The organism is Bacillus sp. TH17 (assembly GCF_016651125.1).
Taxonomy (GTDB): domain Bacteria; phylum Bacillota; class Bacilli; order Bacillales; family Bacillaceae_G; genus Bacillus_A; species Bacillus_A mycoides.
Window position 1 is genome coordinate 75,661 of record NZ_JAEKEN010000001.1, and the last position, 26,358, is coordinate 102,018.

Sequence of the window (26,358 nt, forward strand, 5' to 3'; positions counted from 1 at the left end):
GGGGCAATCTTGTACTAAAGGTGTACGAGCTACCTTTTTGTGTATTCAACTCACTTTTGAGGAAGTGCTGCTCAACTACTTTATTAAAGGGGTTTTGTTTGTGGAGCAGTTTCCAGATTCGTTTTCGATTACATTACTTGGCAGTGCTGGTGGAGCAGCAAAAGCAGTGTTAGCAATTTTGAATCAAGCGGTAGTAAATGAAAAAGATCCAATTTATGAAGTGATAAAGAATGTGAACTTCCATTTGGTGGATATAAAACAAAAAGATAAAAGTTATTATGATGAGTTGTTTCCAAATTTGAAAGAGCAATTTTTTTTATATGAAATAAACCTTCAAGATGTAGTCAAATTTAAACATCATTTAAAGGAAAAAAGAACGAAGGTTGTTATTGATGTTTCAGGTGCAGATACAATTAGGGTACTGAGTTGTTGCAATGACCTTGGCATTTGTTATATTAATTCGGCTTTGGAAAATGAGGCAGTAGATCAAGACGATAGTTTACTTGGTTTTCAGCTTACGGAAAGGTATACGAGGTTTGAGAAGGAGAAAGAAACATTTACAAATACAAGAGCGATTATAGGCTCAGGTATGAATCCTGGTGTTGTTCAATGGATGGTTGTTGAGCTTATGAAAGAACGTCCAAATGAAAAGCCGCGAGCATGCTATATTGTAGAACATGATACTTCATTTTTGAATGATAAAGAGCTTATAAAACCTCATACACTTTATGCATCGTGGGCAGTTGAGCGTTTTCTGGATGAAGCGATATGGAGTTATCCTATGTATATGAGTCATCATCGTCCACTTTACTTTTATGAGGATGTATATGCTTCAGAGTATAAAGTAAAGTTAGGTGAAAAAGAATTTTATGGTTGCTTAATGCCACATGAAGAAGTTTTAATTTTAGGGAAATCTTTTAATATGGAAGTGGGTTTTCTTTATCGGATCAATGAGTATACAACAAACTTAATTAGACAGAACTTAGATAAAGTGGAAGATTTATGGAATTGGAATCGTAAAGTATTTAATCCAGCAGAAGATGATATTATAGGAGAAGATTTAGTCGGTGTGTTGCTCGTTTATGAGCATAATGAGACATACATGTATAATGTAATGAATAGTAGCCAAGTTTTTCAAAAATATAAAACAAATGCGACGTACTTCCAAGTAGGGTGTGGAATTTATGCTGGCTTATGTAGTTTACTGTTAGATACTTTTGGACAAGGCGCTTATTATGTAGAAGAATTATTATTAAATACTGAAAGTAAGTATGGGGAATATTTAAATTTATATATGAAGGATTTTGTAGTAGGACATAATAATTTCACAGATGGATTGCTAAATGATAGGGTAAGATGGATATAAATTGTAACTGAAAAGGAAGGAGCTGTATCTCCTTCCTTTTAGTATTAGAAGGTTACATGTTGCCCTGAAAGCAATTTCATAATTATAATTTAAAGAGATAACACTTGAAATGTTTTTTTGTATTGATCAAGAGGAGTTTTTATATGAACAAATACAAGAGCTTGATTTATGAAGAAAGAGAAGCTTTAAAAGTATTTATATTATTATTCTATATTATATTCTTTTTATATGACGTTATCTATTATTTTGTTTATCCCGCTATGAATATTAATGAAGCAAGGGTAGGGTGGCCAGAAGGTGGTATGGGAATAGGTGTATATATATTAGTAATATCTTTATTTCCTATTTCAATATATCTTCAAAAACAAGGTTATGTATATTTTGTGAAATACTTATTTTTAATTGGGTACATGCTTATTGATCTTATTAATAACTTAATGATTTATTTACACAGTGATCGTGTTTTTGAAAATGGAAATATAGTTGAAATATTTTTAATTTTATTTGCACCGATTTTCGTGAACAGAAAATATTTTTATTTCGTTTCCTGTAGTGTAATTGGAAAATATGTATTTTTTACTTTGATATTACAAGATGTAAAAGTTGTGATTCCGCTTGTATTATGTATATTCTTTTTCATCATTTCGCATTCTTTATTAAAGAGATTTCAATCTTATGTAAGGACAGTTGTTGAGATGATGAACAGTATGAAAGAGACAGAAAATTTAGCGGTTATTGGGACTATGTCTACAACAATCGCTCATGAAATTCGAAATCCATTAACAGCTTTAAAAGGATTTACACAAATTCAAAAAGAAAGAAATCCTGAAGATACGATGAGCTATGAGATTATGCTGCAAGAAATTGAGAGAATTAATGGGTTTGTTAGTGAATTGATGTTATTAGGAAAACCGAAACCAACAAATTATGAATGGTGTAATATAGGGGAAATCCTTTTATATGTTGTACAGTTAATGGAAAGCTATGCGACTCAATATAAAGTGAAATTTAATTTGCAAGTAGATGGAAATTTACCCGTTATAAATGGTGATGATAAGCAATTAAAACAAGTGTTGTTAAACATCATCAAAAATGGAATTGAATCGATGCCAGGAGGCGGAAATATTCAGATTCTGGCATATGAAAAAGCTGGAGAGAACTTGTGTATTTCTGTTGAAGATCAAGGTCTTGGGATAGAAAATGAGAAAATAGAAAAGATCGGAAAAGCTTTTTATACAACAAAAGAGAATGGTACAGGTCTTGGATTAATGATTACATATAAAATTATTGAAGAACATCAAGGGAGTATCGCGATTGAAAGTAGTATGGGGATAGGAACGAAAGTGAAAATTTATTTACCAACAGTGTAGTGCATTAGACGAAATTACTTTTCAGAAAAGTGTTCTTGTTGTGTAAATATAAACATTTTATAAAATGTTTCAAGAAGGGTTTTTTTTATAAAAAACTTCGTTTATAATGGAGGAAAATATCGACATAGAGCTTTTAGCTCATGTAACGGTTCAGTAGTGTTATGAAAAGAAAAGAAGGGGTGCACGCGCATCCTTTTTTCTATGCGGATATGATGAAAGGGGTGGTATGATGGAATTAACATTAAATTCGACTGTATGTTTACACACGATTCAATTTCGAAAAGAGCAAAAGAACTATATTGTAAAAGATACGATTACAGGAGAGACATATGAAATGCCGCCACTTTGGATTGATGCACTAGCAATGATGCGTGACGGTTTTTTATTGGGAGAAATTGAGGAGAAATTAAAAGAAGAATATCCAGCAGAAGAAGTAAATATGGTAGCATTTACGAGGCAACTGTTAGAGCTAGAACTTGTCGAAATGGTAGATGGAGAAGAGATAGCTTGTACAAAGAAGAAAGATAAAGATTATTTAGCGTGGATACGACCAAAGGTGGAGCAATTCTTTTTTAACTTAAATAAAAAATATAAAAGCAAAGGTCAAAAGTGATCTTTGCTTTTTTTGTAGACCATGTTTAAAAAATAACAGCGAATGCCCTTGCGAAAGCACCGTCACTATTTTTAATTTTTAAAGGTGCTGCTGAGAAAAAGAATCGTTTCGCTTTAATGGCATCTAAGTTTGTTAAGTTTTCAATTAAGTAAATATTATTTCCTAACAGTATGTGATGAATCGGTGATGTTTCTGTCGTTACCTCATCAGGAGAAATAAAATCTAAACCGACAGATTTTACTTTTAATTGAACTAGTTCTTCAGCTAATTCTTCGGAAAGATAAAACGCTTCTTTCTCATAAGCTTCGGTATTCCATTTATTAGATAGATTGGAATGGAAAATGACAATATCGCCTTCTTTTATGTCGACAGTATGTAATACTTCCTTAGGTAATTTTCGCTCTTGAACATGAGTCACATCGATAAGAACAGCTTCGCCTACAAATTGATTTAGGGGTAATTGATCAATAGTGGTTGCGCCTGAAATGAAATGAGCAGGCGCATCACAATGCGTACCAACATGAACGACAGAATGAAAATTCGTAACTTGATAACCTGTTTCTTCAACGCTTGTAATGGCTTCTAGTTGGATTTTTGGTGTTCCAGGAAATTGAGACATATTATTTTCAAACGTTTGTGATAGATCAATTACTTTCATTTTACATACCTCCAATATATTTTTTTCAAATAATAAAAAGCCCATCCTTCATAATCAAGAAAGATGAGCTTTACATACTAGTTGAGTTTTATCTTCCAAAATGCAATGCATTTTGCAGGAATTAGCACCTATTCAGTTTGCATAAACTGAGGTTGCTGGGCTTCAAAGGACCGGTCCCTCTGCCTCTCTTGATAAAGGTTTATTCGGTTTTAAATTCGGAATGTTTGTGATATTTAAATTGTAATTCATTTCCTTTTTTCGTGCAATACAAATTAGGTGTTCACCCAAATAAAGTTGCTCGCATATTGTAGCTTATGTAAGTAGACTGTTGCGAAGGAGTGAGTGCAGTGACAGGGAATGTATTGAATTATTATGCTGGTGGCAATACAGCTAGAGGATTTCATAATTTATACGAAGAGAATTTAAAAGGGCTAGATAGGTTGTTTATTTTAAAGGGTGGTCCAGGAACGGGAAAATCTTCTTTAATTAAGGCAATAGGTCGTGAATGGGTTGAAAAAGGATATGATATTGAACTTTTGCATTGTTCTTCTGATAATAAGTCAGTTGATGGAGTGATTATTCCGAAATTAAAAGTAGGAATTGTTGATGGAACATCACCGCATGTTATTGAGCCGAAAATGCCAGGAGTTATTGAAGAGTATATAAATTTAGGAGTTGCTTGGGACTCAGATAAATTAAGAAAGCAGAAGTTAGAAATTGAACGGTTTGTATTAGAAGCGGGCAAGGCTTTCAAATCTGCTTACGGATGTTTTAAAGAGGCGTTAGTTATACATGATGAGTGGGAGAAAATATATATTAATAACATTGATTTTAATAAAGCAAATGAACTAACAGATCAGCTAATTCAGAAATTATTTGCAGATAAAAAGGGAAAACAATCGATTGTGAAACATCGTTTTTTAGGAGCTGCTACACCGAAAGGAGCAGTTGATTTTGTTCCTAATTTAACAGAAGGATTACCACATCGTTATTTTATAAAAGGACGCCCGGGTTCTGGAAAATCAACAATGCTTAAAAAGTTATCGAAGGCAGCAGAAGAAAAAGGTTTTGACGTTGAAGTATATCATTGCGGATTTGACCCGAATAGTCTTGATATGGTTATCGTAAGAGAATTAGGATTTGCAATTTTTGATAGTACCGCACCACATGAATATTTTCCAAGTCGCGAAGGTGATGAGATTATAGATATGTATGCTCTTATTGTTAAACCAGGGACGGATGAGAAGTATGCTACAGAAATTCGTGACGTTTCCATTCAATATAAAGCAAAAATGAATGAGGCGATGTCTTTCTTAGCAAAAGCAAAATCAGTTCGTGATAAATTAGAACGAATTTATATTGCTGCTATGGATTTTTCAAAAGTGGATGCATATAAAGAGGAAATTCAAAAAGAGTTTGAACGAATTACTGCTACTGTAATTGAAAAGAAAAAATAGGTGCTTTATTGAGCTGTCAGAAATTGTCTGACAGCTGTTTTGGTATATAGTAAAATTAGTCGTATATTTGTCGAATTTCCAAGGAAATAATCAAAAAATGGGGATGGTATGAAATGAGAGGGAAAATTGAATTAGAGTTAGAAAGAATTGAAAAAGAGAATGATGTGAAAATTTTATTTGCAGTGGAATCAGGGAGTCGTGCTTGGGGATTTCCATCGAAAGATAGCGATTATGATGTTAGGTTTGTTTATATACACCCTGTAGAATGGTATTTATCAATCCATGATAAGCGTGATGTAATCGAATATCCAATTAGTGATGATTTAGACATAAGTGGTTGGGATATTAAAAAGGCATTGCAACTATTCGCGAAGTCAAATCCAGCTTTACTTGAGTGGATTCGATCACCAATTTTTTATTCGAAAAACTCTAACTTTCCAGAGCAGCTTCAGCAAATGAGTGAAAAGAATTTTGATCCAAAAGCAACGATATATCATTACTTACATATGGCTTCAAAAAATTATCGTGAATTTTTGCAAGGCGAGAATGTAAAGTTGAAAAAGTACTTTTATGTATTACGTCCTATTTTAGCTTGTCAGTGGCTAGAAGAGAAAGGGACATTACCTCCAGTAGAATTTGACCGATTACTTATAGAACTATCTATAGAACGTAGTGTATTGAATGAGATTGAGAAGTTGTTAGTAAAGAAAAAAGCAGGTACGGAATTAGATGTTGGATTGAAAGTTCAGGCGTTAAATCAATTTTTAGAAGAACAAATTGATTATTATCAGCAATACGTGAAAGGGATTGAAAAGGGATTAGGGATTGATATTGAGAGTTTGAATACATTATTTCGAGATATGTTGTTTGAAGTATATGAAAAAGAGCACAAGTGAGTTTGTGCTCTTTTTGTGTTTTAGGAATAAAGAAAACGGTGCTAGTTACGATTATTCTTACAAAAGGGAGTAAATGAAAACTCACGCTGAATTTGTAATTATTCGTTATCAACTCGCTTTAATGGTTGATCTGCTGGACCTTCCATAACATCCCCATCAATTGAAAAACGGGAACCGTGACAAGGGCAATCCCAAGTACAATCACCGCTATTCCATTCAACTTCACAGCCGAGGTGTGTGCAAGTTGTATCGACGATATGTAATTTTCCTTCTTTATCTTTATAAGCACCTGCTCGTTTACCGTTGACATGTACAACAGAACCCTCGCCAACTTCAAGATTTTCTGGCTTACGTAATGCAGTTTCAATTTTTCCTTCAATTAAGTGTTTAGCAACATCAATGTTTTGAGAGAGGAAAGTTTTTATATCCGGATTTGCATGAAAGCGTGATGGTGCAAACAGTTCTTTATATGGGCTGTGGACTTTTAGAATGGAGTCCTTCAGTAAATGAGCTGCTGCAGTTCCAGTCGTCATTCCCCATTTACGATATCCAGTTGCCACAAATATATTTGGATTCCTTTCGTTAATATGTCCGATATAAGGGAGTTTATCTAGCGTGATTAAATCTTGCGCTGACCATCTATAAGGAATTTCATCTACTCCAAAAGTAGATTCAGCAAAGGAATATAGTGCATCATAATGAAGCATCGTATTAATTCCTTGGCCTGTTTTATGGCTCTCTCCGCCAATCAATATCAACTTTTCTCCATTGCTTGTCGTATAACGTATGGAGCGTTTTGGATCATCGATACTTAAATACATGCCCCCTGGATAATCCGTTTTTGCTTTTATTGCGAGGGCATAGGAGCGTTCTGCGTACATTCGCGTAAAGAAAAAACTATTAGCATCATAAAAAGGAAAATGTGAGCAAGAGACAATATATTTACAAGTGATGCGATGGTCACCCTTTGTAATAACTTGTGGATAATCTCCTTTTTCCACATCAATAGCTGTTGTTTGCTCATAAACTTTTCCACCCATTTCCACAAACTTTTCTAAAAGTGTTTTTAAATAAAGGAGGGGATGGAATTGCGCTTGATTTTTCATCACAAGTGCAGATTGTACGGGAATAGGAATCGACAGGGATTGAACATAGTCACAAGGAATATTTAATTTTTGATAGGCTTCATATTCTTTCGTTAAATTTCGCAGGCCATTATTGGTAGTTGTATATAAATACGAATCTTCATTTGTGAAATTACAGTCGATTTTATATGTTTGTACAGTCTCGTTTATGAATTGTAGAGCTTTACTATTTGATTCGTAGTAAAGCCTGGCTTTTTCAACACCAAAATTGTTTATTAATTCATCATAAATAAGATCATGTTGAGCTGTTACTTTTGCGGTTGTATGCCCAGTTGTTCCATTTAAAACAGAACCAGAATCAATTAAAACGACTTTCATTCCTTCTTTAGCGAGTAAATAGGCGGTGGTAATGCCTGTAATACCAGCTCCGATAACAGCAACTTCTGTCTTTATATCTTCGGATAAATGAGAAAAAGTAGGAAATTGAGTAGATTCAATCCAATAGGATGATGGTAACTGCGGAAATGTGTCATCTGTCATTTTGAAAACCTCCAAATTATAACAATTTTCCTTTTAATATTTCCATATTATATGGAATTCATGTATGTTGTTTTCGTAGCGTTCTATTCTTACTAAATGAAAGAAAAAATATTTTAATATAATTATTTTATTGGGGCAGTATGAAGAAGTAGGATTTATATAAAGCTAAATTCAAGTGATTCCATTTGTTGATTACATAGAGAGTTCTTGAATAAGATAGAGTCTATATTGTTTAAGTGGATATGTATATATACCTGATAAAGCCTTATGAAATCTATGCTTTTTCTTTAGTGAAATAAAGTATAATTATAAAAATATAACCAACTTTTATTACTAGGTCATAAAAGTTGTTGACAATATAGAAATTCTATTGTTATGATTCATCATGTGGAAAGGTTGATAGAGAGTAAAAAGAGAAATGTTTTTCATTGATAATAAAAGCGAAAATTAAGTGACGATAGAGTGAGTATATTTTCCTTATGATAAATGCTTTTTGGATCACGTAGTAAAATCAATCTGGAAGCAAGAATTGATATATGCAAGTTGCGCGGGGCGCGGCATAAGAAAGGGGCAAAAGGATGAAGGAGCTTCATACGTTTGGGTGGTATGCAGCACGTGTAGCACCACATTTGCCGAAAAAAGCATTTAAACCAGTTCCTAATCGATTATTTGGTGGACTGGCTTATTTACTTGTGGCATTGGCTGGTTTAATAACGATCGGTGTATTTGAATTGAATGTGTGGGCAAATCTAGGAATTGCAATTGTTCTTGGATTATGTTTTGCTTCACTTGGATTTTTAGGACATGAAATTTTACATGGAACAGTTGTAAGAAAGGCATGGCTTCGTGATTTTTTAGGTGCGATAGCATTTATGCCATTATCAACTGGCCCAAAACTTTGGAGAAAGTGGCATAATGCAACGCATCATGTTCACACACAGCATGAAGAGAATGATCCAGATGCATGGCCGACATTTGAGAAACTGAAAAAGAGTAAGTTTTTGAGTTGGGTATATCGCATGCCTCTTCATGTACGTTCATTCTTTAGTTTCCTGTCACTAACAATTCAATTTACGTTACATTCGACTCGAATGTTCTTTCATTTTATAAAAGAATTTAAGTCATCCAATCAAAAATCTGTATGGCTTCAACTTCTTTTGCCCTGGACAGTTTGGATTAGTTTATTGTTTATTATGGGACCTACAAAGTGGTTCTTTGCATACGTGATTCCGTTGTTAATTGCTAACTTTATTGTAATGGCGTATATCGCAACAAATCACCGCTTAAATCCTATTGTTCCAGTAAATGATCCTTTAGCAAACTGTTTATCAGTAACAGTACCGCGCTGGGTAGACGTTTTACATTTCAATTTCTCATACCATACAGAACATCATCTGTTTCCTGCTATGAGTTCTAAATACTATCCATTAGTAAAAGATAAAATTAAAGAAATGTGGCCGGAACGCTATCACGAAATGCCGATGACAAAAGCTTTGGCAGCACTTTGGAATACACCACGTGTGTATTATCACGGAAGTGAATTAGTTGATCCGCATAGGGAGCATTTCTATGGTTCTTTAGGAAATGGATTGGATCCTCATAATATTTCATATCGTGAGGAACATATAGAGGAAAAAGAGACTATAAAAAAAGTAAATCAATAATAGACATATTTTACGATGAAAAAGCAAGCTCTCTTAGAGCTTGCTTTTTGTTATAAAGAGACTTCTTTCTTGTTCTTTGTCTTGACCTGGACAGAGTTATTTTCTTTTCGTTGTAGTCGTTTTTCTAGAAGACTAACAAGATAAGTAAATAGAAGAACTAGTGCGAGATAGTATACACCAACAATGATATATGTATCTAATTGCTGGAAGTTACCTGCGGCAATTGATAAACCGGATCCCCATAATTCGGACATTCCTACATAAGCGACAAGTGAAGAATCCTTTAATCCAATAATAAATTGGTTCCCTAGAGGGGGAAGAGACAGACGAAATGCTTGTGGTAATATAATCCGGCGCATCGCTAAAGGGTAAGGCATCCCTAAAGAGCGAGCAGCTTCCAATTGTCCCCGGTCGACGGATTGAATTGATCCGCGGAAAATTTCAGTAATATATGCACCGTTATGAATTGCTAAAGCAATTGCTCCAGCCCAAAAAGGGGTGAAAACAACAACAGATGTAATCCCAAAATAGAGAATAGCAATTTGAACAATTAAAGGTGTACCACGAATAATGGCGATGTATACATGAGCAATACTATTTAAAATTTTATTGTTAGAGATTCGAAAGAACGCGAATAATAATCCAATTAATGAACCGAATACTAGGGAGGTTAATGTTAATTGTAATGTGACAATAGTAGCCTTTAAGAGTGTCGGATAGGTAGAGATAAAGATTTCAAACATGTGTGTCACCTCATATTGGATGGATTTTAGTAGAGAATGAAATGCCCCACATGCAGTGAAACTTTAATCAGTGGGGCATGATTTATGAAATCTCTAAATGGCTAACTTACTTTGTTTTTGCCTCGTCTCCAAGAATATTACGCCCAAACCATTTTTTACTGATCTTTTCATACGTACCATCTTTAATGATTTCATCTAAAGCTTTATTTACTTTCTCAACCATTTCTTTATCATCTTTACGAATAGCAATTCCCATTTCATCAAGATTTAATGGTTTTCCAGCATCTTTTATATTTGATTTACCTTCTTTGATCATACGTAAACCGACCATTTGATCAGTGATTACTGCATCAATACGTCCAGGCTCTAAGTCCATAAGTGCAGTAATATCACTATCATATTCTGTAATTTGATCTGTATGTTTTGCAACAAGGTCTTTAAAGGTACTAGCTTTTACAACCCCAATTTTCTTACCTTTCAAATCTTCTGGAGAAGAGATAGATGTATTCTTTTTAGCCACAAAAATTTGGGCACCAGAGCGATAATAAGGATTGGAGAAACTAACAGCTTTTAAGCGTTCTTCTGTAATTGCCATACTGCCCAATATAGCATCATATTTTTTCGATTGTAGACCTTGAATTAGCGTTTCCCATGGATTTGTAATAGGAGTGGGTTTCATATTCATTTTTTTCGCAAGTGCCTCACCAATTTCCACATCAAAACCGGCAAGCTTTCCGTCATTTTCTTTATAGTTAAAAGGTTTATATAATCCACTCATCGCATAACGAAATTCTTTTTCACCATTAGATGAAGTAGTAGCACTTTCCTTACTACAGGCTCCTAGTATGAAGGATGTACATAATGTAATACTCGCAACAATGGTTAATAGTTTTCTTTTCATAAAACCCCTCCTATATATTGATCATACGGATGGTTTTAAGTATGTTACTGAGATATTTTATTTGGACAAGTAGTTGTGCACCGTATGGATGTATTTCTTTTCATTTGAAACAGAAGTTACATTATAAAACGTTGCGTAAAAATTGTTTTGCTCGTTCATGTGATGGAGCTGAAAAGAATTGTGCTGGCGAAGCGTCCTCTACAATCTTTCCGTCATCCATAAATATGACGCGATCAGCTACATCTCTTGCGAAATTCATTTCATGAGTAACAATAATCATGGTCATTCCTTCTTCAGCAAGTTCTTTCATAACTTGCAATACTTCTCCAACAAGTTCAGGGTCTAAGGCTGAGGTAGGTTCATCAAATAGCATAATTTTAGGGTTCATAGCAAGAGCTCGTGCAATCGCAACGCGTTGTTTTTGACCACCTGAAAGTAGGTGAGGAGTTACATCCGCCTTATCTTGTAGGCCGACTTTTTGTAGGAGTTGATTCCCAACATCCTTCGCGTCTGCTGTCTCCAATTTTTTTACGTGAATAGGTGCTTCTATGATGTTTTCTAGTGAGGTCATATGAGGAAAGAGGTTAAAGTGTTGAAAAACCATACCGACATTTTCACGGACTTTGTTTAAATTTGAATGCTTTGGATCAATTCGTTCACCTTGTAAGTGAATTTCACCTTCATCGTACATTTCTAAAAAGTTAAGACAGCGAAGTAATGTACTTTTGCCGGAACCACTGGCACCGATTAAAACAACAACTTCTTTTTCTTTTACTTCTAAATCAATTCCTTTTAAAACATCAAGTGAGCCAAATGATTTTACTAGATTTCGAACTTGAATCATACAAAACCCCCAGTCAAAAATATATTTTACAAATGTTGCCCCTTATTTCTGTTATTAGTCATAAATTGTCAGAATCCTTTATTTTTTTCAGGGGATTTAATATTCAAAGAAATAATGATTTTTAAAATCCCTATATCTTTCTATAACGAAAATATGGATAATAATATATAGGTAGTACTTATATTGCTTATAAGAAGGGGGAAAGAAGAGATGGGAAAAGAAAGAAAAACATTTTCCTTTGGCTTGCGTATACAGCTTATGTTATTTACTACAGTTTTAGCTTTCATTACATATTCAACAAGTTTAATTTTCATTTACGTTATATATGATTACTTTCAAGGTTATGTAAGTCAAACTGTTTATAATATTATCGTTATGTTATTAGGTGTAGTATGGTCTGGAATTTTAGCGTATGGGGCAGCAATATTTTTAATTAAACCACTTCGAAAGTTGGAAGAAGCAGCAAGGAAAGCGGCTGAAGGTGATATTCGTGAAGATGTCCCATTGCCAAAGACCGATGATGAGATTAATTCTTTAAGTGTTGCATTTAATATGATGCTAGGGAACTTAAGGGGCATGGTAAAAAATATTGATACTACATTTTCGTATACAAATAATCAAGTTCAGCAAATTAGAAAACAAACAGGTGAAGCGACAAAGCAAGCACAAGGTGTGTCTGAAACTCTTGCGGAGATTTCTTCCGGTGCCGAGCAATCAGCAGCATCGATTCAAGCGATCGTTTCTACTGTTGATACAACGACTTCTATTGCAAATGAAGTAGAAGGAAAAGCAAAACAGTCTGACGAGTTGTCTTCAGAAATGGTTCAAGCTTTAGGACAAAGTACACGTGTCTTTACGTCTTTAATTCAAGGTATTCAAACATTGGCGAGAGAAAATGAAGATTCGATGGAAAATGTACAGAAATTAGAAGAGCGAATGAAACAAGTTGAACACATTGTTTCTGTTGTGAGTGAGATTGCTAGCCAAACAAATTTATTAGCACTCAACGCTTCTATTGAGGCAGCTCGTGCAGGAGAGCATGGAAGGGGCTTTGCGGTTGTAGCAGAAGAAGTACGTAAACTTGCTGATGAAAGTGATCATTCCGCAAGAAACATATCGCAGTTATTACGGAATATGCAAGATGAAGTACAGCAAGTCGCATTGAAAATGACAGAGCAGGTGAAGACAGCTAAAGAAGAGGCGAAACGCGGAGAAGCTACAGAATTAATTTTAAAAGAAATGTCATCAAGTGTTATGGAAGTAGCCGATACAACCAAGCAAATTAGTAGTTATATGAATGAACAAGTGAGTCATATTCATCAAACAGGAGCACAAACAAAGGCTGTAGCAGCAATTGCGGAAGAAACGTCAGCTGGTTCACAAGAAGTGGCACGTGTGACATTGCAACAGTCTAAAAATATGATAGCAATCGATCAATTATTAAAAGACTTAGAGATGCAATCAGCGGATTTGAAACAAACGATTGAACGATTTTCAATGTAAAAGAGAAGAACAGAATGCTGTTCTTCTCTTTTTTTAGCTAGATTTAATATCTACAGTTAAAAAGTATAAACTATGAACGTTTCCGCAACATTCTTTTCTGTCCCTTTCGGATGAAAATTATAGCGAGCTATAATATTAAAAGGGGTGTCTTTTATGAAAAAAGAAAAAAGACAACGATTAATTAAACAATTTGTAAAGGAGTATGAAATAGAGAAGCAAGAAAGATTAGTAGAATTGTTAGCAAAAAAAGATGTATTAGTAACACAAGCTACAGTTTCTCGAGATATTCGTGAGTTAAACTTAACGAAGGTACCTTCTCAAGAAGGATTAATGATATATAAATTTTTCTCAGAAGAGCATTTACAAACTGATATAAAGTTAAAGAAAAAATTACGAGAGGTTGTTGTGAAAATTGATTGTGTAGATCAATTAATGGTTATTAAAACATTACCCGGTAATGCACATGTTATTGGTGCTTTGTTTGATGAGTTAGATTGGAAAGAAAAAATAGGATGTATATGTGGAAATGATACATGCCTTATAATTTCTCAGTCGAAATCAGATAGGGAGATTTTAGAAGAAAGGTTAAATTTAATTATTTAGATGCAAAATCCTGTTTTTAATAAAAATTAAAAACAGGATTTTTTTAAAAATACGGAAGTTAAATATTCAGCATATATGCGTAATATATGTATTTTTTTATTGAAAAAGCGGGATGGAATGTTATAAAAATACAAATTTATATGATTTTAAAAAAATAACTTGTTTAATATTTCACAATGATAATGTGGATGTTTTCACAAATATGAAAGCGCGTAGCATTTATTATGTACTTGTAAGACATCAAACATATTTAAAAGGAGGTACAACAAATGAAGCATCCGATACATGTTACTTCAGAAATTGGGGAATTACAAACAGTTTTATTAAAACGACCTGGTAAAGAAGTGGAAAACTTAACGCCAGATTATTTGCAACAATTATTATTTGACGATATTCCATACTTACCAATTATTCAAAAAGAGCATGATTATTTTGCACAAACATTACGCAATCGGGGTGTTGAAGTTCTTTATTTAGAAAAACTAGCTGCTGAGGCATTAGTAGATAAAAAACTTCGAGAAGAATTTGTTGATCGTATTTTAGAAGAAGGACAGGCTGACGTAAATGTTGCACATCAAACTTTAAAAGAATATTTACTTTCCTTTTCAAATGAAGAATTAATTCAAAAAATTATGGGTGGTGTACGGAAAAACGAAATTGAAACAAGTAAGAAGAAACATTTATACGAATTAATGGAAGATCATTATCCGTTTTACTTAGACCCAATGCCTAATTTATATTTTACTCGTGATCCAGCAGCTAGCGTGGGCGATGGTTTAACGATAAATAAGATGAGAGAACCGGCGCGTAGACGTGAATCATTATTCATGGAGTACATCATTAAGTATCATCCAAGATTTGCAAATCACAATGTGCCAATTTGGCTAGATCGTGATTATAAGTTTCCAATTGAAGGTGGCGATGAGCTAATTTTAAATGAAGAAACAATTGCAATTGGAGTATCTGCCCGTACGTCAGCTAAAGCAATTGAACGTTTAGCTAAAAATCTTTTTAGCCGACAAAATAAAATTAAGAAAGTGTTAGCAATAGAAATTCCAAAATGCCGAGCATTTATGCATTTAGATACAGTGTTTACAATGGTTGATTATGACAAGTTTACAATTCACCCAGCCATTCAAGGGCCAAAAGGAAATATGAATATTTATATTTTAGAAAAAGGTCCAGATGCGGAAAATCTTAAAATTACACATCGTACTTCTTTAATGGAAGCATTAAAAGAGGTATTAGGTTTAAGTGAATTAGTTCTTATTCCTTGTGGAGGAGGAGATGCAATTGCTTCCGCCCGTGAACAATGGAATGACGGTTCTAATACATTAGCAATTGCGCCAGGTGTAGTTGTTACATATGATCGCAACTATGTATCCAATACTTTATTAAGGGAGCATGGTATAGAAGTCATTGAGGTGCTAAGTTCGGAATTATCTCGTGGTCGTGGGGGTCCACGTTGCATGAGTATGCCAATTGTTCGTAAAGATATTTAGTATAAATAACGGAGAAAGTAGGGATGAAGTATGTTAATGACTAGACCAAATTTAAAAGGAAGAAGTTTTCTAGCTGAAAAAGATTTTACACAAGAAGAATTATTATATTTTCTAGATTTAGCAGCAGAATTAAAAGAGAAAAAGAAAAACGGTGTCCCACATCATTATTTAGAAGGTAAAAATGTAGCGCTATTATTTGAAAAAACCTCTACTCGTACGCGATGTGCATTTACAGTAGCATGTACGGATTTGGGGGCGAACCCTGAATATTTAGGGAAAGGTGATATTCAGCTTGGGAAAAAAGAATCCGTAGAGGATACAGCAAAAGTGTTAGGACGCATGTTTGACGGAATTGAGTTTCGTGGATTTAATCATGAAACTGTAGAATCTTTAGCACAAAATTCTGGTGTGCCGGTTTGGAATGGATTAACAGATATGTGGCATCCAACACAAACACTTGCAGATTTATTAACAATTAGAGAACATGTAGGGAAATTAGAAAATGTGAAGCTCGTTTACGTTGGAGATGGACGAAATAATGTTGCTAATAGCTTACTAGTTGGTGGAGCGATCGTTGGAATGGATGTACGTATTTGTACACCGGAATCTTTATGGCCAGAGCAAGAAGTAATTGATTTAGCAAAAAAATATAATGAACAGGTAATGATAACAAGTAATGTGGAAGAAGCTGTTGCGAATGCAGATGTAATTTATACAGATGTATGGGTGTCTATGGGTGAGGAAGAAAAATTTGCTGAACGTGTCGAGTTATTGAAACCTTATCAAGTAAATATGAAAATGATTAAAGAAACAGGAAATGAAAATGTGATTTTCTTACATTGTTTACCCGCATTCCATGATGTTGAAACGATGTATGGTGAGGAAGTTTATGAGAAATATGGGTTGAGGGAAATGGAGGTAACTGACGAAGTATTCCGCAGTAAACATTCAAAAGTATTTGATCAGGCTGAAAATAGAATGCATACAATTAAAGCGGTTATGGCAGCTACTTTAGGAAACATGGAGTAAAGAAGAAAGGGAGTCTTCCTTTCTTCTTTCTCCTCCTTTAGACACTATCATTCACTATGGCTTTCGTATTGTTATTGCAATTAAAGAGAGGTGAGTGGAATGGATGAAGATAAGAAATTAGGGTTGTTTACATTAACGGCGCTTGTAGTGGGGTCTATGATTGGCGGTGGAGCATTTAATTTAGCAAGTGATATGGCAAAAGGTGCTGGTGCTGGAGCCATTATTATTGGTTGGGTTATAACAGGAATTGGGATGATTGCGCTTGGATTATCTTTTCAAAATCTAACTGTAAAACGGCCAGATTTAGATGGCGGTATTTTTAGCTATGCAAAAGCAGGATTTGGTAATTTCATGGGATTTAATAGTGCGTGGGGATATTGGCTATCTGCCTGGCTTGGTAATGTAGCTTACGGTACATTATTGTTTTCTTCATTAGGGTATTTCTTCCCCAGCTTTGAAGGCGGTCAAAATGTAGCATCCATTATTGGTGCAAGCGTATTATTATGGTGTGTTCACATGTTAATTTTACGTGGAGTTCAATCAGCAGCACTTGTGAATTTAGTAACTACAATCGCAAAATTAGTACCTGTATTTGTATTTATTGTTATAGGAATCTTCGCGTTTCATATTGATACGTTTCTAGATGGATTTTGGGGACAAACTGGTTCTTTTTCATGGGGAGCGGTTGGCAGCCAAGTTAAAAGTACAATGCTTGTAACTTTATGGGTGTTTATTGGGGTAGAAGGGGCTGTTGTTTTATCTAGTCGAGCAAAAAATAGAAGTGATGTAGGGAAAGCAACGGTTATTGGCTTAATTGGTACACTCATCATTTACATTTTAATTACATTACTGTCTCTTGGACTTATGCAGCAAGCAGATATTGCTAATTTGAAAAATCCGTCTATGGCTTATTTATTTGAAAGTGTTGTTGGAAAATGGGGGGCTATCTTTATTAATTTAGGTTTAGTCATCTCTGTATTAGGTGCTTGGTTAGGCTGGACTTTACTCGCATCTGAAATTCCATATTTGGCGGCTAAAGACGGAGTATTTCCAAAATGGTTTGCAAAAGAAAATAAAAATAAGGCTCCAATAAATTCATTATGGATAACAAATGGCTTAATTCAAATGTTCTTATTAACATTCGTCGTTTCCGATCAGGCGTATAACTTTGCATTCTCTTTAGCATCTTCAGCTATTTTAATCCCATATGCTTTTTCAGCATTTTATCAACTGAAGCATAGCTTAAGGTCTGAAGAAGTGGATCGAAATAAAAATATAATAATTGGTTTGATAGCAAGTATTTATGGTGTGTGGTTAGTTTATGCAGCTGGTTTAGAGTATTTATTATTAACAATGACTTTATATGCGCCAGGTATTTTTATCTTTTACAATGTTCAAAAGCAAAAGAGTTCGAAGCAAATATTTACTCGAGTGGAATTAGCATCATCGGTAGCAATTGGTGCTTTAGCATTCTTTGCGATTTATGGATTAATTACAGGCAGTATTACTTTATAAAGCGCTGTGAAAGCGAAATTAACTGGAGGGCTGAAATATGGTACGAAGAAAAATTGTAGTTGCACTAGGGGGAAATGCGATACAGTCTGGAAAAGCTACTGCAGGGGCACAGCAAGAAGCATTAGAAAAAACAGCGGAACAACTTGTGAAAATAATGGAAAATGATGTAGATATAGTAATTGCGCACGGAAATGGCCCGCAAGTGGGGAATATTTTATTACAGCAAAAAGCTGCAGAAACGGAAAAGACACCTGCAATGCCATTAGATACTTGTGGTGCAATGAGCCAAGGGATGATTGGATATTGGATGGAAAATGCGATTGAAAAGGCATTGAAAAAACGGAATATAAAAAAAGACGTAGCAACGGTTATAACACGCGTTGTCGTGGATGAAAAAGATGAGGCATTTAAAAATCCAACTAAACCAATTGGTCCTTTTTATACGGAAGAAGAAGCAAGAAGATTAATGGAAGAAACAAAAGCAGTGTTTAAAGAGGATGCTGGCAGAGGGTGGAGACGTGTTGTTCCATCACCGAAGCCTGTAAGTATTCATGAGCATAAAGTAATTAATTCTTTAGTTGAGGATGGAAATATAGTGATAGCTGTTGGTGGTGGTGGAATTCCAGTAATTGATTCCGAAGAAGGGTTAAAAGGAACTGAAGCGGTTATCGATAAAGATTTCGCTGCGCAGAAATTAGCTGAATTAGTAGATGCTGATACGCTCGTAATTTTAACTGCAGTTGATCATGTGTATGTAAATTATAATCAACTGAATCAAAAGAAATTAGAGCATGTCACAGTGAATCAATTAGAAGAATACATTGAGGAAAAACAATTTGCTGCGGGAAGTATGCTTCCAAAAATTGAAGCTGCTATTAATTTTGTTAATACAAATCCAAAAAGAAAAACAATTATTACGTCTTTAGAAAAAGTATATGAAGCACTAGAAGAAAAAGTTGGTACTATTATTTCTAAACAGAATTTATGCATGTATGTTTAAATAATTGTGTGCGCTATTTATTAATAAAAAAAGAATGAAGTTAGTAACTTCATTCTTTTTATTTATTAATATTTTTTGTACTCATTGTTCATAAAGTTTTCATGATGAAATCCGAATATATAAGTTAATTATGATAAAATTTAATTTGAATACGCTTTCTTAATTTTTCGCTCCAACATACAGCAAGAGAGAGGGAATTTTATGAATAGACGGAACGTAGTTAAAGACTTAAAACAATTTGAATTATTTGCTCATTTAACAGAAAAGAAATTGAAAGGTTTGGCGGAGTTTGTCTATTGGCGAACTTATAAAAAGGGTCAATTTTTATTTTTAGAAGGGGATTCAAGAGAAAGAATTTACTTCATGTTAGATGGTTTTGTAAAGTTAGAGCGGGTAAATCAAAGTGGAAATTTATTATATGATGACTATGTAAAGCGGTATTCTATTTTTCCTTATGGTGGTATGTTTACAGACAGAGGATATAACTATACGGCAGAAGCGATGACAGATGTAGAGGTATATTATATTCCGACAGTAATTTTCGAAGATATGGTGAAATCTAGTAGGACGCAATTAATGTACGTTGTTCAGCAATTATCATCAATATTAAAACTAAACGAAAATCGAGTGCAAAATATTACAATTCCTAATGCACAAGATCGAGTCATTCAAACATTAAATTATTTAATGCAAGATTTAGGAGAACAGAGTGGCGAAACGATTGTAATTTCATGCCCACTTACAACAATTGAAATATCAAAAATATCTGGGACGTCCCGAGAGACGGTTAGCGGCGTATTAAAACAATTAAAAAACGATAGTATTGTTACAATTCTGGATAAAAAAATTACAATACATAATCCAACATATTTTGAGGAGGTCTCTATGTGAAAATTGCATATTGATTTTCTAATTCATATTGTATATTAATAAAGTTCTTTGTATGTTTATAAGGGGCTTTTTTACGTTATCCTCTATAAAATGATTGTATATTATGGTAATAATAGCTAAAATCGATAATAAAAAAGCAAAAGGAAGGGGAGAAGGAATGGTTCGAATTGAGTATGATCGATTAGTAGCTATTTGTTACAGTATAGGGGTTTTGTTATTATTAAAAATTCCAAACGATAATGAATTAATTGGGGAAAAACTATTCAATTTCTATAAGGTTCCGGTATATACATATATTTATATGGGTTATAAAGTTTCAAATATATTAATTGTTTCTTTCGTACTACATATAATCGCATTTATATTATTTGTAAAATGGCTAGTAAAAAAGAAATCTAGTACATTTAGAACAATGAATAAGATAAAAGTAGTAGGCATTAGTATTTTGATTTTAATGATGCCGTTTATTTTAAATAACATTCTCCATACATTGAATAAAACATGGTACTACGCAGGAAAAACAGGGGTAGAGGCGATAGAATATAAAAAAGAAGATAGCCAGTGTAGAATGGAGAAAAATGGAGAGGGTATCGAACAAAAATGCATTGTGACTTTAAAAAATTATCGTAATCATTCACAGGCATTAAAAGTTGTTTTATATGATAATGCAAACGAGAATTCAAAAGGTTATCCAGTACCGAAACCAGTCTATTTACAAAAACATGAGACAAAACAATTCGAATTTCAAATTCCTGTTGCTTATAATAGCGGTATTGAAAAAGATAAAGTACCAAATATTAAATTACATTCATTGCATAAAAATGATGAGAAATACAATTAATCCGTAATTGAAAGTTTATGAGTAGGAGCAATAATTTGAAAAGATATAGAAAATCAACTTGAATCATCCAACATGCTGTGAGGTAACGGCATATTGGATGGTTTTTTATTTTATCCCCTTTTTTACGTATGAAAGGGTGGGATACTTTGTTGAAAACGAAAAACATTACAAGGGTCATATGCTGTCTTCACTTTACGCAACCTTTGAAAATTAGAGCCATAATAACTAGTTTGCCAATTTTTTATGTCGATATCGGGCCAATTGACATAGTCTCCTAGTGTGTAAGGATCTAAGCTTTCCCGTAAATCTTTAACCCAGCGTATATTTCGATTTTCTTCATCGTTGCATTTCCAAGAAGTAATATATTCTTGAGCAATAATTGCCTTGCGGTGGAAATAAGCTGTTTCATTAGGCGAAATGTTTTCTACAGCACCTACGAGTGATTGGTGCCAAATACTCGCATCTTTATTTGGTGCATGAGAAAGAAAATATTGTAAGATTTGAATACCTTTAAGAGGGATAGGTTTATATACGTAGGAACCAGAGCGTTTGAATTTTTCAGGAATATTGCCGCTATTAAAGAATTGAACAGCCTTTATATACGGGACTTCATCTATAAAGAGAGAAGGATTACCAGTTTCAAGAAGAGGAGATAATAGAGGATAAAGTTCAGAAGGAGAGCCGACAAATTCACCTTTCACCTCGATTTTATTTCGTTGTTTAGAGAATAATTCAATTGATGAAGTGAGACGTTCATCTATATAAGGTGCCCAGTTTTGCCAAGCTTGAAATGCAGCAATAAAGTCTTTCCATTCCCATGTAAGTGAGAAAATTGATACGTTTTTAATAGGGTGGACTCGAAAGGTTAAGGAAGTAATAATCCCGAAATTTCCACCGCCACCGCCACGGCATGCCCAAAATAGGTTAGGGTTTTCTTGTTCATTTGCACGAATGATTTTTGCACCAAATTTCCCGCACGCTTGTACCATTTCGACTTCTACTAATTGATCACATGTTAGTCCAAATAAGCGTGAAAGCATGCCAATGCCACCGCCGAGTGTTAACCCCACAATTCCGACACTTGCACTTGTGCCAGCTGGTATTGTAACACCATATTTCCAAAGTTCTTTATACACAGTGCCAAGATTTGCACCCGCTTCAATTGTTGCTGTTAATTTTCCTGTACTAACCGTAATTTGCTTCATTTCACTCACATCAATAATAAGCCCGCCATTTAAAAGAGAGAAATTTTCGTAGCTATGTCGTCCACTTCTTAAGCGAAATGGTATATGACGCTCACGTGCCCATTTTAAGGCGTTACACACATCATTTTTATTTTGACAAAAAACAATAATACAAGGGAATTTTGGAATGCTTAAATTTAAATTTATTCGGGCTATGTCATACCCAGGATCCGAGGGAACGACGATACGACCAGTTAATTTTGTTTGTTTCAATTTATATCTCCTTTCTGAAATAATATGAGCTTGTATTAGTATATGAAGAGTGTATTTAACACGCATGGACGAGAAGAAGAGAAGGGTTAGATTTATCCCGTTATTTGCAAGCAGTAAGACAATCCGGCTGAAACAAAGAAGATAGGGCTGCTCGTAAAAGCTCGATTGGTAAGGGCTAATAATCAGCGGGGAATGGACATCTCCTTAACGATTAAAGTTTCACTTTATCTTTGTAAGAAATAAATAAGGCATAAGAATAAGGAAACTACATAGAGTTCAATGAAAACAGTTGCAAACTATTCATATTTTGTTATGATAGTGTTACGAAAACGTTTGCATAAAAAATCCGATGGGATGCAAAAGGAGAGAATTAGTATGAATAAGACATGGTGGAAAGAAGCTGTCGCTTATCAAATTTATCCACGTAGCTTTATGGATTCAAATGGTGATGGTATTGGAGATTTACAGGGGATTATTGCAAAGCTGGATTATTTAAAAGATTTAGGTATAGATGTAATTTGGATTTGTCCAATGTATAAATCACCTAATGACGATAATGGTTATGATATTAGTGACTATCAAGATATTATGGATGAATTTGGTACGATGGAAGATTTTGATATGCTACTAGATGAAGTTCATAAGCGTGACATGAAGCTTATTATTGATTTAGTTATTAATCATACAAGTGATGAACATCCATGGTTTATTGAATCAAGTTCTTCTAAAGACAATCCGAAGCGTGATTGGTATATTTGGCAGGATGGTAAAGACGGCGCGGAACCAAACAATTGGGAAAGTATCTTTAATGGTTCTGCATGGGAATATGATGAAGTGACAGAGCAATATTATTTACATTTATTCTCGCGTAAACAACCAGATTTGAACTGGGAGAATAAAGAAGTTCGTGAAGTTTTATATGATACTGTTAATTGGTGGCTTGATAAAGGTATTGATGGTTTCCGCGTCGATGCGATTAGTCATATAAAAAAAGAAGATGGCCTCAAGGATATGCCAAACCCAAAAGGGTTAAAGTATGTGCCTTCTTTTGACAAACATATGAATGTAAATGGTATTCAGCCATTACTAGAAGAATTAAAAGAAAACACATTTGCTAAATACGATATTATGACTGTTGGAGAAGCAAATGGTGTGAAAGTTGAAGATGCTGATCTTTGGGTTGGAGAAGAGAATGGTAAATTCAATATGGTATTCCAATTTGAGCATTTAAGCTTATGGGATGCAGAAAAGAAGAAAGATCTTGATGTTGTTGAGTTGAAAAAAGTATTAACAAAGTGGCAAAAAGGTTTAGAAAATAAGGGATGGAATGCTTTATATATTGAAAATCATGATAAGCCACGTATTGTGTCTACTTGGGGAAATGATAAAGAATATTGGCGTGAAAGTGCAACGGCTTTAGGAGCGATGTATTTCTTTATGCACGGCACACCGTTTATTTATCAAGGACAAGAAATTGGTATGACAAATGTTCAGTTCCCAAATATTGAAGATTACGATGATGTAGCAATTAAAAATTTATATCGTGAGAAAATTGCAGAGGGCGTATCACATCAAGATATGATGGAAATTATATGGGCTTCTTGCCGCGATAATTCACGTACACCTATGCAGTGGAACGATGAAATGAATGCTGGCTTCACAACAAGTACACCTTGGTTTAGCATGAATCCAAATTACAAAGAAATTAATGTTGAAAAGCAAAAAAATGAAGAAAAGTCTATTTTCAATTTCTATAAGAAAATGATTGCCTTGAAAAAAGAGCACGATGTACTGAACTACGGTACGTACGATTTACTATTAGAAGACGATCCACAAATTTATGCATATACACGTACGCTACAGGATGAAAAAGTCATTGTAATTAGTAATATCTCAAAAGAGGAATCTGTGTATAATGAGAGTTTATTTGCATTAGAACGCAAACGTTTGCTTTTAAATAACTATGAAGTTGCGGAACATGAACAAATAACTACAATCACGTTGAAACCTTATGAAACAAGGGTTTATCGCATTTTATAATGAAAAAGGATGCTCTTTGAGCATCTTTTTTTATGAAAAAAATAAATTTCTATTGCAATGTGAAAACGCTTTTATTAAAATAGATTTATGAAAACGGTTGCGTAAAGAGAAAAAGAAACATAAGGAATCGTTTTCATAAGAGAAACAGAAATTATAATTTAAATCATTATGTTGTTATAAATAAAGGGGAGGAAAAACAGATGAAAATTACGTCTTTTGATTTTTGGCAAAAGTTCGGGAAAGCGTTACTAGTTGTTGTAGCTGTAATGCCAGCAGCTGGTTTAATGATTTCCATCGGTAAGTTAATTGGGATGTCTGCTGGGGATGTTAACGCAGTTCATACCATTGCTCGAGTAATGGAAGACATCGGTTGGGCAATTATTACAAATCTACACATCTTATTCGCAGTAGCAATTGGGGGATCTTGGGCGAAGGATCGAGCAGGTGGTGCATTTGCAGCACTATTAGCATTCGTTTTAACAAACAGAATTACAGGAGCTATATTTGGCGTAAACGCTCAAATGTTAACGGATTCAAAAGCGACAGTTTCTTCATTTTTAGCAGGAGATTTACTTGTAAAAGATTACTTTACTTCTGTACTTGGTGCACCAGCATTAAACATGGGAGTTTTCGTAGGGATTATCACAGGTTTCTTAGGAGCTACTTTATATAACAAATACTACAATTATAATAAACTGCCACAGGCATTAGCATTCTTTAATGGAAAACGATTCGTACCATTCGTTGTAATTGTTTGGTCTACAGTCACTGCGATTGTATTATCACTTGTATGGCCATTTATCCAAAGTGGATTAAATGAATTTGGTCGCTGGATTGCAGCATCTAAAGATAGTGCACCAGTTATTGCACCGTTTGTATATGGAACGTTAGAACGTTTATTATTACCATTTGGATTACATCATATGTTAACAATTCCGATGAACTACACAGAGCTAGGCGGAACATATACGATGTTAACTGGCTCAAAGGTTGGACAAATTGTAGCGGGACAAGATCCGTTATGGCTTGCATGGATTACAGATTTAAATAACTTATTAGCAAATGGAGATACGAAAGCATATAACGATTTATTAAATAACGTTGTACCAGCTCGTTTCAAAGCTGGACAAGTTATCGGCTCAACGGCAGCGTTAATGGGGATTGCGTTTGCGATGTTCCGTAATGTTGATAAAGAAAAACGTGCAAAATATAAACCAATGTTCTTATCAGCTGCATTAGCAGTATTCTTAACAGGTGTAACAGAACCAATTGAATTCATGTTCATGTTTATTGCACCAGTATTATATGTTGTGTATGCAATTACAACAGGACTTGCATTCGCATTAGCGGATTTAATTAATTTACGTGTTCATGCATTTGGATTTATTGAGTTAATTACACGTACACCAATGATGATCAATGCAGGTTTAACGAGAGATTTAATCAACTTTGTCATTGTTTCATTAGTGTTCTTCGGCCTTAACTTTACGTTATTCAACTTCTTAATTAAAAAATTCAATTTACCAACGCCAGGGCGTGCAGGTAACTATATTGATAATGAAGATGAGTCAACAGAAGGAACAGGAAATGTACAAGATGGTTCATTAGCAACAAAAGTTATTGATTTATTGGGCGGAAAAGATAATATTGCTGACGTAGATGCTTGTATGACACGTTTACGTATAACAGTAAAAGATTTAGATGTTGTTGCACCAGAAGCACAATGGAAACAAAATGGTGCTTTAGGACTTATTGTTAAAGATAAAGGTGTACAAGCCGTATATGGCCCGAAAGCTGACGTATTAAAGTCAGACATTCAAGATATGTTAGGTGCGTAATA

General features: G+C 34.2%; 22 protein-coding genes, 1 pseudogene and 1 riboswitch. Of the genes and pseudogenes, 17 read left to right on the forward strand and 6 right to left on the reverse strand.

Going from position 1 to position 26,358, the window contains the following annotated elements; genetic code table 11:
- Positions 1–100: 100 nt before the first annotated feature.
- The 3 genes from JFT95_RS00350 (at position 101) to JFT95_RS00360 (ending at position 3,349) form a co-directional block, all read left to right on the forward strand.
- Positions 101–1,366, forward strand: coding sequence for an S-adenosylmethionine decarboxylase related protein (locus tag JFT95_RS00350; protein ID WP_044444296.1), 1,266 nt, complete (start codon positions 101–103; stop codon positions 1,364–1,366).
- Between the two features lie 143 nt (positions 1,367–1,509).
- Complete coding sequence (locus JFT95_RS00355) at positions 1,510–2,736, forward strand: ATP-binding protein (RefSeq protein WP_201051094.1); 1,227 nt, start codon at positions 1,510–1,512, stop codon at positions 2,734–2,736.
- Between the two features lie 229 nt (positions 2,737–2,965).
- Entirely contained in the window at positions 2,966–3,349 is a 384-nt protein-coding gene (locus tag JFT95_RS00360; protein WP_033715352.1) for a hypothetical protein, read from the forward strand.
- Positions 3,350–3,374: 25 nt separating this feature from the next.
- Here the strand turns inward: JFT95_RS00360 and JFT95_RS00365 are convergent, their stop codons facing one another.
- Positions 3,375–4,007: a cyclase family protein gene (locus JFT95_RS00365; protein ID WP_002091277.1), complete on the reverse strand. Its 633-nt coding sequence runs from the start codon at positions 4,005–4,007 to the stop codon at positions 3,375–3,377.
- A gap of 85 nt (positions 4,008–4,092) precedes the next feature.
- Positions 4,093–4,205: riboswitch (SAM riboswitch) on the reverse strand.
- A 149-nt stretch (positions 4,206–4,354) separates the two neighbouring features.
- Here JFT95_RS00365 and JFT95_RS00370 point away from each other — a divergent pair.
- Both JFT95_RS00370 and JFT95_RS00375 read left to right on the forward strand, forming a co-directional pair.
- A complete protein-coding gene (locus JFT95_RS00370) occupies positions 4,355–5,464 on the forward strand; it encodes a PRK06851 family protein (RefSeq protein WP_201051096.1) in 1,110 nt (369 codons plus the stop codon).
- A gap of 113 nt (positions 5,465–5,577) precedes the next feature.
- Complete coding sequence (locus JFT95_RS00375) at positions 5,578–6,360, forward strand: nucleotidyltransferase domain-containing protein (RefSeq protein ID WP_201051097.1); 783 nt, start codon at positions 5,578–5,580, stop codon at positions 6,358–6,360.
- 98 nt (positions 6,361–6,458) lie between these two features.
- Here the strand turns inward: JFT95_RS00375 and JFT95_RS00380 are convergent, their stop codons facing one another.
- Positions 6,459–7,985 carry an FAD-dependent oxidoreductase gene (locus tag JFT95_RS00380; RefSeq protein WP_201051098.1) on the reverse strand — a complete coding sequence of 509 codons (1,527 nt, stop codon included), beginning with the start codon at positions 7,983–7,985 and terminating at the stop codon, positions 6,459–6,461.
- A gap of 578 nt (positions 7,986–8,563) precedes the next feature.
- Between JFT95_RS00380 and desB the strand changes: the two genes are divergently transcribed.
- Positions 8,564–9,649 carry a Delta(10) desaturase DesB gene (desB, locus tag JFT95_RS00385; protein ID WP_002091268.1) on the forward strand — a complete coding sequence of 362 codons (1,086 nt, stop codon included), beginning with the start codon at positions 8,564–8,566 and terminating at the stop codon, positions 9,647–9,649.
- A 50-nt stretch (positions 9,650–9,699) separates the two neighbouring features.
- Here the strand turns inward: desB and JFT95_RS00390 are convergent, their stop codons facing one another.
- The 3 genes from JFT95_RS00390 to JFT95_RS00400 all read right to left on the reverse strand — a co-directional run bounded on the left by JFT95_RS00390 (position 9,700) and on the right by JFT95_RS00400 (position 12,137).
- Positions 9,700–10,392 carry an amino acid ABC transporter permease gene (locus JFT95_RS00390; protein ID WP_002186825.1) on the reverse strand — a complete coding sequence of 231 codons (693 nt, stop codon included), beginning with the start codon at positions 10,390–10,392 and terminating at the stop codon, positions 9,700–9,702.
- A gap of 106 nt (positions 10,393–10,498) precedes the next feature.
- On the reverse strand, positions 10,499–11,293 hold the full coding sequence (locus tag JFT95_RS00395) for an ABC transporter substrate-binding protein (RefSeq protein WP_201051099.1): 795 nt from the start codon (positions 11,291–11,293) through the stop codon (positions 10,499–10,501).
- Positions 11,294–11,414: 121 nt separating this feature from the next.
- Complete coding sequence (locus JFT95_RS00400) at positions 11,415–12,137, reverse strand: amino acid ABC transporter ATP-binding protein (RefSeq protein ID WP_088293259.1); 723 nt, start codon at positions 12,135–12,137, stop codon at positions 11,415–11,417.
- A gap of 375 nt (positions 12,138–12,512) precedes the next feature.
- Between JFT95_RS00400 and JFT95_RS30205 the strand changes: the two are divergent.
- The 9 genes and pseudogenes from JFT95_RS30205 to JFT95_RS00440 all read left to right on the forward strand — a co-directional run.
- A pseudogene (locus tag JFT95_RS30205) lies at positions 12,513–12,698 on the forward strand (HAMP domain-containing protein); the annotation flags it as partial.
- A gap of 15 nt (positions 12,699–12,713) precedes the next feature.
- Positions 12,714–13,640: a methyl-accepting chemotaxis protein gene (locus JFT95_RS00405; protein ID WP_483862090.1), complete on the forward strand. Its 927-nt coding sequence runs from the start codon at positions 12,714–12,716 to the stop codon at positions 13,638–13,640.
- Positions 13,641–13,793: 153 nt separating this feature from the next.
- A complete protein-coding gene (gene argR / locus JFT95_RS00410; RefSeq protein ID WP_033708744.1) occupies positions 13,794–14,243 on the forward strand; it encodes an arginine repressor in 450 nt (149 codons plus the stop codon).
- Positions 14,244–14,512: 269 nt separating this feature from the next.
- Positions 14,513–15,745, forward strand: a complete 1,233-nt coding sequence (arcA, locus tag JFT95_RS00415) for an arginine deiminase (protein WP_201051101.1) — start codon at positions 14,513–14,515, stop codon at positions 15,743–15,745.
- Between the two features lie 30 nt (positions 15,746–15,775).
- The gene (argF, locus tag JFT95_RS00420; protein WP_002029543.1) at positions 15,776–16,774 is read left to right on the forward strand and encodes an ornithine carbamoyltransferase; all 999 of its coding nucleotides are present in this window, start codon (positions 15,776–15,778) and stop codon (positions 16,772–16,774) included.
- A 99-nt stretch (positions 16,775–16,873) separates the two neighbouring features.
- Entirely contained in the window at positions 16,874–18,289 is a 1,416-nt protein-coding gene (gene arcD / locus JFT95_RS00425; protein ID WP_201051103.1) for an arginine-ornithine antiporter, read from the forward strand.
- Positions 18,290–18,326: 37 nt separating this feature from the next.
- Entirely contained in the window at positions 18,327–19,289 is a 963-nt protein-coding gene (gene arcC, locus JFT95_RS00430) for a carbamate kinase (protein WP_201051105.1), read from the forward strand.
- A gap of 201 nt (positions 19,290–19,490) precedes the next feature.
- Positions 19,491–20,180, forward strand: coding sequence for a Crp/Fnr family transcriptional regulator (locus tag JFT95_RS00435; RefSeq protein ID WP_088038295.1), 690 nt, complete (start codon positions 19,491–19,493; stop codon positions 20,178–20,180).
- Between the two features lie 157 nt (positions 20,181–20,337).
- A complete protein-coding gene (locus tag JFT95_RS00440; RefSeq protein ID WP_060751225.1) occupies positions 20,338–21,021 on the forward strand; it encodes a hypothetical protein in 684 nt (227 codons plus the stop codon).
- 122 nt (positions 21,022–21,143) lie between these two features.
- On the opposite strand, the gene JFT95_RS00445 is transcribed toward JFT95_RS00440, so the two are convergent.
- Positions 21,144–22,478 carry an FAD-binding oxidoreductase gene (locus tag JFT95_RS00445; protein ID WP_201051107.1) on the reverse strand — a complete coding sequence of 445 codons (1,335 nt, stop codon included), beginning with the start codon at positions 22,476–22,478 and terminating at the stop codon, positions 21,144–21,146.
- 375 nt (positions 22,479–22,853) lie between these two features.
- Between JFT95_RS00445 and JFT95_RS00450 the strand changes: the two genes are divergently transcribed.
- Both JFT95_RS00450 and JFT95_RS00455 read left to right on the forward strand, forming a co-directional pair.
- Positions 22,854–24,518 carry a glycoside hydrolase family 13 protein gene (locus tag JFT95_RS00450; RefSeq protein ID WP_002167020.1) on the forward strand — a complete coding sequence of 555 codons (1,665 nt, stop codon included), beginning with the start codon at positions 22,854–22,856 and terminating at the stop codon, positions 24,516–24,518.
- A gap of 200 nt (positions 24,519–24,718) precedes the next feature.
- Complete coding sequence (locus tag JFT95_RS00455) at positions 24,719–26,356, forward strand: PTS transporter subunit IIBC (protein WP_002029549.1); 1,638 nt, start codon at positions 24,719–24,721, stop codon at positions 26,354–26,356.
- Positions 26,357–26,358: the final 2 nt, after the last annotated feature.